This window comes from Sphaerospermopsis sp. LEGE 00249 (assembly GCF_014299995.1).
Lineage (GTDB): Bacteria > Cyanobacteriota > Cyanobacteriia > Cyanobacteriales > Nostocaceae > Sphaerospermopsis > Sphaerospermopsis kisseleviana.
This window is the reverse complement of record NZ_JACJUZ010000008.1, coordinates 89,550-97,056: the sequence shown is the minus strand read 5'-3', so window position 1 is coordinate 97,056 and position 7,507 is coordinate 89,550. Positions and strand designations below refer to the sequence as shown.

General features: G+C 39.9%; 7 protein-coding genes. 4 read left to right on the top strand and 3 right to left on the bottom strand.

Annotated features, from left to right (window positions below):
* Positions 1-16: 16 nt before the first annotated feature.
* Complete coding sequence (locus H5968_RS04940; RefSeq protein ID WP_187039019.1) at positions 17-1,021, bottom strand: hypothetical protein; 1,005 nt, start codon at positions 1,019-1,021, stop codon at positions 17-19.
* Between the two features lie 398 nt (positions 1,022-1,419).
* Between H5968_RS04940 and H5968_RS04935 the strand changes: the two genes are divergently transcribed.
* Positions 1,420-2,301 carry a tetratricopeptide repeat protein gene (locus H5968_RS04935; protein WP_187039018.1) on the top strand — a complete coding sequence of 294 codons (882 nt, stop codon included), beginning with the start codon at positions 1,420-1,422 and terminating at the stop codon, positions 2,299-2,301.
* Between the two features lie 206 nt (positions 2,302-2,507).
* On the opposite strand, the gene H5968_RS04930 is transcribed toward H5968_RS04935, so the two are convergent.
* Complete coding sequence (locus H5968_RS04930; protein ID WP_187039017.1) at positions 2,508-3,131, bottom strand: TMEM165/GDT1 family protein; 624 nt, start codon at positions 3,129-3,131, stop codon at positions 2,508-2,510.
* Between the two features lie 543 nt (positions 3,132-3,674).
* Here H5968_RS04930 and H5968_RS04925 point away from each other — a divergent pair.
* Together H5968_RS04925 and H5968_RS04920 are read left to right on the top strand one after the other, a co-directional pair.
* Positions 3,675-3,974, top strand: coding sequence for a type II toxin-antitoxin system HigB family toxin (locus tag H5968_RS04925; RefSeq protein ID WP_187039016.1), 300 nt, complete (start codon positions 3,675-3,677; stop codon positions 3,972-3,974).
* Complete coding sequence (locus H5968_RS04920; protein WP_187039015.1) at positions 3,958-4,359, top strand: type II toxin-antitoxin system HigA family antitoxin; 402 nt, start codon at positions 3,958-3,960, stop codon at positions 4,357-4,359. The genes H5968_RS04925 and H5968_RS04920 overlap by 17 nt, the downstream gene beginning before the upstream one ends.
* A gap of 29 nt (positions 4,360-4,388) precedes the next feature.
* On the opposite strand, the gene miaA is transcribed toward H5968_RS04920, so the two are convergent.
* Entirely contained in the window at positions 4,389-5,279 is an 891-nt protein-coding gene (miaA, locus tag H5968_RS04915; protein WP_187039014.1) for a tRNA (adenosine(37)-N6)-dimethylallyltransferase MiaA, read from the bottom strand.
* A 202-nt stretch (positions 5,280-5,481) separates the two neighbouring features.
* Here miaA and gyrB point away from each other — a divergent pair, with 202 nt between their 5' ends.
* Complete coding sequence (gene gyrB / locus H5968_RS04910; RefSeq protein ID WP_187039013.1) at positions 5,482-7,419, top strand: DNA topoisomerase (ATP-hydrolyzing) subunit B; 1,938 nt, start codon at positions 5,482-5,484, stop codon at positions 7,417-7,419.
* The last annotated feature ends 88 nt before the right edge of the window (positions 7,420-7,507 follow it).

Below are 7,507 nucleotides of genomic sequence, written 5' to 3'. Positions count from 1 at the left end.
CCCCAGTCCCCAGTTTCTATTCTTGAGGTTTCGGCTTTTTCACTGGCTTAGGAGCAGGTGTTTTTGGTACAGGTTTAGACACCGCAGAGGTTTCTCCACCTATTTTCTTGATGGGACGTGGAGTTTCTCCATCGCGTCTGGGGGGAAATGGTTTTCTGCCACCACCAGCACGGGGTCCACCTTTGAATGGTGGTTTGCGTTTTTTGGGTAAATCAGCGATCGCTTCAGCAGTTTCTACTATCAATACATCAGCTTCGCGCTTGACTTTGAAATCCCAAAATTTGCCCACAGCTTTGGTAGCCAGCACACCCCGCATTTTCAACTTAAAATACTTGGGTTTGTCAGTTGGTTTCCGTGGAGCTTGCTTGATTTTAACTACCAAACTCTTAGCGTCAAAAGATTGGTAAACTACCTCACCACGCACAGAAAATTCTCCATCAGGAATTTCTGATGAAGCTTTTACGGGCTGGGAAATTTCTTCTTTAGCAGCAGTTTGGCGAGTAGATTTCTTGGCAGCACCATTTTCGGGTCTCTCTAAAGCTTGTGAACCCGATTTTTTGCCATCCTCATCTGGGGAATTTTTAGCCAGATTTTCTGGTTCCCAAACTCCAACAATTTGGATGTGTAGTGAGTCATTTTCTTGTCTGGTGCGGGGATAAACTACCCAGAGATGTTGTTTTTCTAAGTCCAGGTGATTTTTGACTAAACTCATAATCCGCCCTAAAAGGACGGCATTTAGCTCCACACCATCAGATGTGATCAGTGTTCCTTGGGTAAACTGTTCACTGCTGGGAGAGTAGCGCCCCCGGACTAAACCAATGGCTCGGTACTGCAATGGTTCGCTTGGAGGTGGGATCGGTTGTTGGCGATGAGCCAAATTCCCATTAATATCACTCTCGTTAGGTTTAACAGGTGAACTATCCGGTTTTGATGACTTAGCTGTTAAGTCAATTTTAGCTGGAGCCTGGTTAGAGGCTGTAGAATTGGAAGATTCAGGAGACGGCATCAGGTCGGAATTCATAAAAACTCCTTGCGGCGGAGACACATCCCATTATGGGATTTGACAAAAGCAGATGGAAAGAGCGTTTTTATGGCTGATAAAAGTATATTTCCTTTTAATCTGGCCATTATAGAGTGGGTTGTGCGAACACAAAGGCGCGAAATTTCTCATTTAGAGACTAAATGTGTCATTTAGCGCCTTTACTCTAGTTTCGGAAGCATAGCATAGCTATAATTCTGAATGCTCCTCCTAAAGTCATCACTTACTTTAACAGTCTAGATAGTTTTTTGTTATAAAATTCACAGTGAAATAACCGTATTCCGCAAAGTTTTGGAAAATTTTAACTTTGTGCTTTGTGTAAATATTAATTTCATTAATTTCGATTTATTTCCCTCAAATTTACCAAAAGGAAAAAAATTGTGTCTCAACCACGTAATCGGTGGATAATTCAGGTTGTCTTACTTCTGGCAGTTGCGGCGTTTATTGGGGTTTCTATTATACCCATCATTGGGGCTTTCAATGATTCTCAACCCTTAGCACAAAATACTAGCAGCAACTCTACTAATTCTAGTTTATCTCAGCAAAAGTCAAAGTTAGCAGATGAAATTCGCGGTTTGGAGCTAGTTTTGCAACGAGAACCTGAAAATCAAGCTGCACTTAAAGGTCTTTTACAAGCAAGGTTACAATTACTCAATCAAAAAGGCAGAGGTGAAGTTAAAAATGCTGATATCCAAGCGGTAATTGAACCTTTGGAAAAGTTGGCTAAATTGAATCCACAGCAGTCGGAGTATGGGGTTTTACTAGCACAAACAAAGCAGGAAATAGGCGATAATGAAGGAGCAGCCCAAACTTATCGTTCTATTTTAGCAACCAAACCCGGTGATCTCAAGGCTTTACAGGGAATGGTAAATTTACAACTCAGTCAAGAGCGCCCAGAAGCGGCTATTGGCTTGTTACAAGAAACTTTATCTACAGCAACTCAAGCAAATTCCATTCAGTCTGGAAGTGTTGATGTTGTTGCTGTACAGATACTTTTAGGCAGTGTTCACGCTTTACAGAAAAATGAGACTCAAGCTATCTCTTTATACGAGCAAGCAATTAAAAAAGATCCTCAAGATTTTCGTCCTGTGTTAGCAAAGGCGATGCTTTTAAAAGAACAGGGTAAGCTCGATGAAGCAAAACCTTTGTTTGATAGTGCTACGGCTTTAGCTCCTGCTCAGTATAAAGATGAAATTAACAAGGCAGCAGCAATGCCTAGTCCTACCCCCGCAGCATCACCGGAAAGTACACCGAGTCCATGAGGATGGGCATTGGGTATTGGGAAAAATAAGCTGTTACACAGCTAAATTGTATAATCCTAATATTCTGAACTCTTGTTTAACAGGCAAGATGCCTGTTCCACTTATACAAATTAAATGCACAACAGCTTACAAATAATTTCCCCCTGCTCCCTGCTCCCCTGCTCCCTGCTCCCCTGCTTCTTCCCCTGCCTTTTGCCTCCTGTCTCCTAGTTTCCTTCTATGGCGGCGACGATACCGAAGATAATAAATAAAATGCCTCCCAGGAGGGTTATTTGTTTTTCGGAAATTCTACCTGCAATTAATTTACCACCAATGACAGCGATCGCTGCACAAATTGAATGTCCTAATATTGCTCCTGCTGTGACACCTATGGCGTTGTTACTTGCTGCTAGGGCTATGGTGGCTATTTGTGTGCGATCGCCCCATTCAGCTATAAATGTTAATACAAAAGATTTCAGTAATATTGACCAGGTACTTTTCTGCTTACTGTCTAACTCCGCCTTTTCTACTGCTTCTTTTGCCTCGTCTATAACTTCTTCATCGGCTTTAGCTGGCATTTTCCAGCCATCGTAAAGCAGTTTTAAACCAAAGGCAATAAATAATACTATTTCTGCATAGTGTACATATATTTTTGAACCTTGTGTTAAAACTGACAGTATTTGCCCAAATATCACTGATAATACTGTCATTGCTGCTAAGGCTGCTGTTACCCCTGCAAACACTATTTTTCTGGAGTGCTGCATAGAGAGAATGACGGCGATAAAAAAGGTTTTATCACCTAGTTCGGATATGGTAATTAATAATAAACCTGCGGTGAAGGCTGTTAACACTCTCTGTTGCTCCTGTAGGATTTTTTACCTGTGTGGAGCTTCTAATGAGAGTTTTTATGACCTCACTGAAGCTCACACACTGTTTTTGTGTGAACTCAGTGAAGGTCTCGCTTTCAAATACTTTATTATTCGCCATCTGAACCAGGCTCATCACCAGTATGTTGATTCAGATGCACTGGCTTTTGCCAGCAGCTACTCCCCTTCTATTTGATGTGTATTATACCTTGATTGTCGTTGGGTGTCAAGGGTTTTTGAGGAATGAACCACGAAGACACGAAGGACGCGAAGAGAAGAGGGTTTTCGGGTTTTTTTGGAGTTTGTGGAGATTTAACCACGTTCACCGGAGGTGTTCCCGAAGGGTAGAAGCGAAGGATACGAAGAGAAGAGGGTTTAAGAGAGATTTTTCGTCAGGTTTGATAGACTATTGACATTTTGCTTTCATTTTGAGAGTATAATGAGTTTCGTTATAAACCAAAAGTGAAAGCGGAACGATGATCTACACATACACAAATCAGAAAAAGTTAAAAACTAAACCCAAAATCTATGCACTTAATTTCCATTCGCACCCTCCGCAATGATGCAGCAAAATATCCTGATATCAAAAAACAAATTGAAGATTGGAATACAACTGTTAAAAAAGCTGAATGGCAAAATTTAGAGGATGTGCGTAAAGTTTACCGTGATACTGAAGCAGTTGGTAATTTCACTGTTTTCAATATCAAAGGTAATGATTACCGTTTAATTGTCGGGATTAATTATGCAACACAAAAGGTTTTCTACAAATACTTGCTAACTCACGCTGAATATAGTAAAGAGAAATGGAAAAATGATGATTACTTTTGATAATAAAACCTATAGTCAATTACTAGCAGAGGTCGCTCCTCAAGTAATTGAAACTGAGGAAGAGTATGAACGTCTTTTAAAAGTTGCTGAATTTCTAACTTTTAAGAAAAATCTGACTCCAGAAGAGCGAAAATTAGATAAATTGCTTGTGAAATTAATTGAAGATTATGAGGAAGAACATTATCCAATGGATGAATCTACACCTCATGAAATATTACAACATCTCCTGGAATCTAGTGGACTTCGTCAAGCTGACTTAGTGCGTATTCTCGGTTCTAGTAGTGGTGTGGTTTCGGAAATGGTTAATGGTAAACGTTCCATTAGTAAAGCACAAGCTAAAGCTTTGGGAGAATATTTTAAGGTTTCTCCTAGTTTGTTTATTTGAATTTCGGTTTTTTAGGATTTTTGTCAGAATCAGACAAACTCATTTATTCTTTCCCAAACTTGTTCTAATAAATCAGAATCCGCAACATTAAAATATTCCAAATTAGAAGTTTGTCTAAACCAAGTACGTTGACGTTTGGCAAATTGTCGTGTGTGCAAAGCTATTAAATCTGTTGCTTCTTCTAAATTAATTTCTCCTGCTAAATACTGTTTGATTTCTTGATAACCTAAAGTATTCAATAATGGTAAATCAACACCATATTTTTGACATAAATATTCAACTTCACCCACTAAACCATCTGCTATCATTTGTTCAGTACGTTGGCGAATCCTCACATCTAGAATTTCTGGTTCACAATCTAAATAAATTTGTAAAATTGGATAATTTGGGGGGTTTTCTCCCTGTTGTTCAGACATGGGACAACCCGTGACATAATATACTTCTAATGCTCTTAATGTCCGCACTAAATCGTTAGCATGAATTTTTTGCACTGCTATAGGATCAACTTGTTTTAACATCTGGTAAAGTTGATGTTGACCTAATGATTCTAGTTGCGATCGCAATTCTGGTTGTGGTGAAACTCTGGGAATTTTCATTCCCTGCACTATAGCACGTATATATAAACCTGTCCCACCTACCAACAATAATGGAGAAACTCCCAAATTATCTATTAACTGTTGTGTTTGTTCCTGATAATCTGCTACTGTCATTGTTTCAGTCGGTTCACAGATATCAATCAAATAATGGGGGATTAATTTCTGTTCTTCCCGCGTTGGTTTAGCAGTTCCAATGTCAAACTCGCGGTATACTTGACGGGAATCAGCACTGAGAATGACAGAACCTAATCTTTCTGCTAAACTTAACGCTAATCCAGATTTTCCTGTCGCTGTCGCACCACAAATCACAATTAATTTAGTCATTAGTAATTAGTTATTAGTCATTGGGTTATATTAATCTTCATCAGTCCCCAATCACCAGTCCCCAGCCTATTCCACCCCCTATATAAATTTGCTATTAAATTGCTCTAGAGACGGCATTAAGGCTTTTGTGTTATAATTTTGGGGTGATTTTACTTTTTTAGCCTTTTGGCGAATTAAACCCCTTTTTATCAGGAGAATTTTCATGACGAGCAGTTACAGTGCCGATCAGATTCAAGTTCTGGAAGGTCTGGAAGCCGTCCGTAAACGACCAGGGATGTACATTGGTTCTACAGGACCGCGAGGACTACATCATTTAGTTTACGAGGTAGTGGACAACTCTGTTGATGAAGCTTTGGCTGGTTATTGTACTCATGTTGAAGTGGATATCAATGCTGATGGTTCTGTTACAGTTACAGATGATGGTCGGGGTATTCCTACGGATATTCACCCGAAAACTGGAAAATCAGCTTTGGAAACGGTGTTAACTGTTCTTCATGCTGGTGGTAAGTTTGGTGGCGGTGGCTACAAAGTATCTGGTGGTTTACACGGTGTGGGTATTTCTGTTGTTAACGCCCTTTCTGAGTTTGTAGAAGTAACTGTTTGGCGTGATCACAAGGTACATAACCAACGCTATGAAAGGGGTATACCTGTTACTGATCTGCAAGCAAAACCACATAAAGAACCCCAGACCGGTACTTCTGTTACTTTTAAACCAGATGAGCAAATTTTTACTACTGGTACTGAATTTGATTATATCACTTTAGCAGGTCGTCTGCGGGAGTTAGCCTATCTCAACGCAGGTGTAAAAATTACCTTTACAGATCATCGTTTAGAAGTTATCAAAAGTGATGCACCCAAGGTAGAAACTTATGAATACAAAGGCGGTATTAAAGAATACGTCGCCTACATGAACCGGGAAAAACAACCTTTACACGAAGAAATTATTTATGTGCAGGGGGAAAGGAATAATGTTCAGGTGGAAGTTGCCTTACAATGGTGTACTGATGCCTATACTGATAATGTCTTAGGTTTTGCTAATAATATCCGTACTATTGACGGCGGTACTCATTTAGAAGGTTTAAAAACTGTTCTGACTAGAACTTTAAATGCGACCGCCCGCAAGCGGAATAAAATTAAAGAAAATGAATCTAATCTCAGTGGTGAACACGTCCGCGAAGGTTTAACCGCAGTTATTTCCGTTAAAGTCCCTGATCCTGAGTTTGAAGGACAAACTAAAACTAAACTTGGTAATACGGAAGTCCGGGGTATTGTTGATTCTTTCGTAGGAGAAGTCCTGACTGAATACCTAGAATTTCATCCTACTGTTGCTGATTCTATTCTAGATAAGGCTATTCAAGCTTTTAAAGCCGCAGAAGCAGCACGTCACGCAAGAGAGTTAGTTAGAAGAAAGTCTGTACTGGAATCATCCCCTTTACCCGGTAAATTAGCAGATTGTAGCTCTCGTGACCCCGCCGAATCGGAGATATTCATCGTGGAAGGTGATTCAGCGGGTGGAAGCGCAAAACAAGGACGCGATCGCCGAACTCAAGCTATCCTGCCCCTACGTGGTAAAATTCTCAACATTGAAAAAACCGACGACGCAAAAATCTACAAAAACAACGAAGTTCAATCTTTAATTACAGCATTGGGTTTAGGCGTTAAAGGTGAAGAATTTGATGCCTCACAATTACGCTATCATCGTGTGGTAATTATGACTGATGCTGACGTAGATGGGGCGCACATCCGAACTTTGTTGTTAACATTCTTCTATCGCTATCAGCGATCGCTCATTGAACAAGGTTTCATCTATATTGCTTGTCCACCACTATATAAAGTAGAAAGGGGCAAAAACTACCAGTATTGTTATAGCGATCGCGAATTACAACAACACATTGCTACCTTACCAGCTAACGCTAACTATACCATCCAGCGTTTTAAAGGTTTAGGGGAAATGATGCCCGAACAACTGTGGACAACAACCATGAACCCAGAAACCAGGACACTAAAACAAGTAGAGATAGAAGACGCAGCGGAAGCAGATCGAATATTTACCATTTTAATGGGCGATCGCGTTGCACCCAGACGGGAGTTTATTGAAACCTATGGTTCTAAACTAAACCTCACAGATCTAGATATCTAATTTGTTATCTTGAATCTAGTTATATAACTCGCCCTACATCCAATGGATGTATGGGTGAGATTAATTACTAATAGCTGTGTTAAAATAC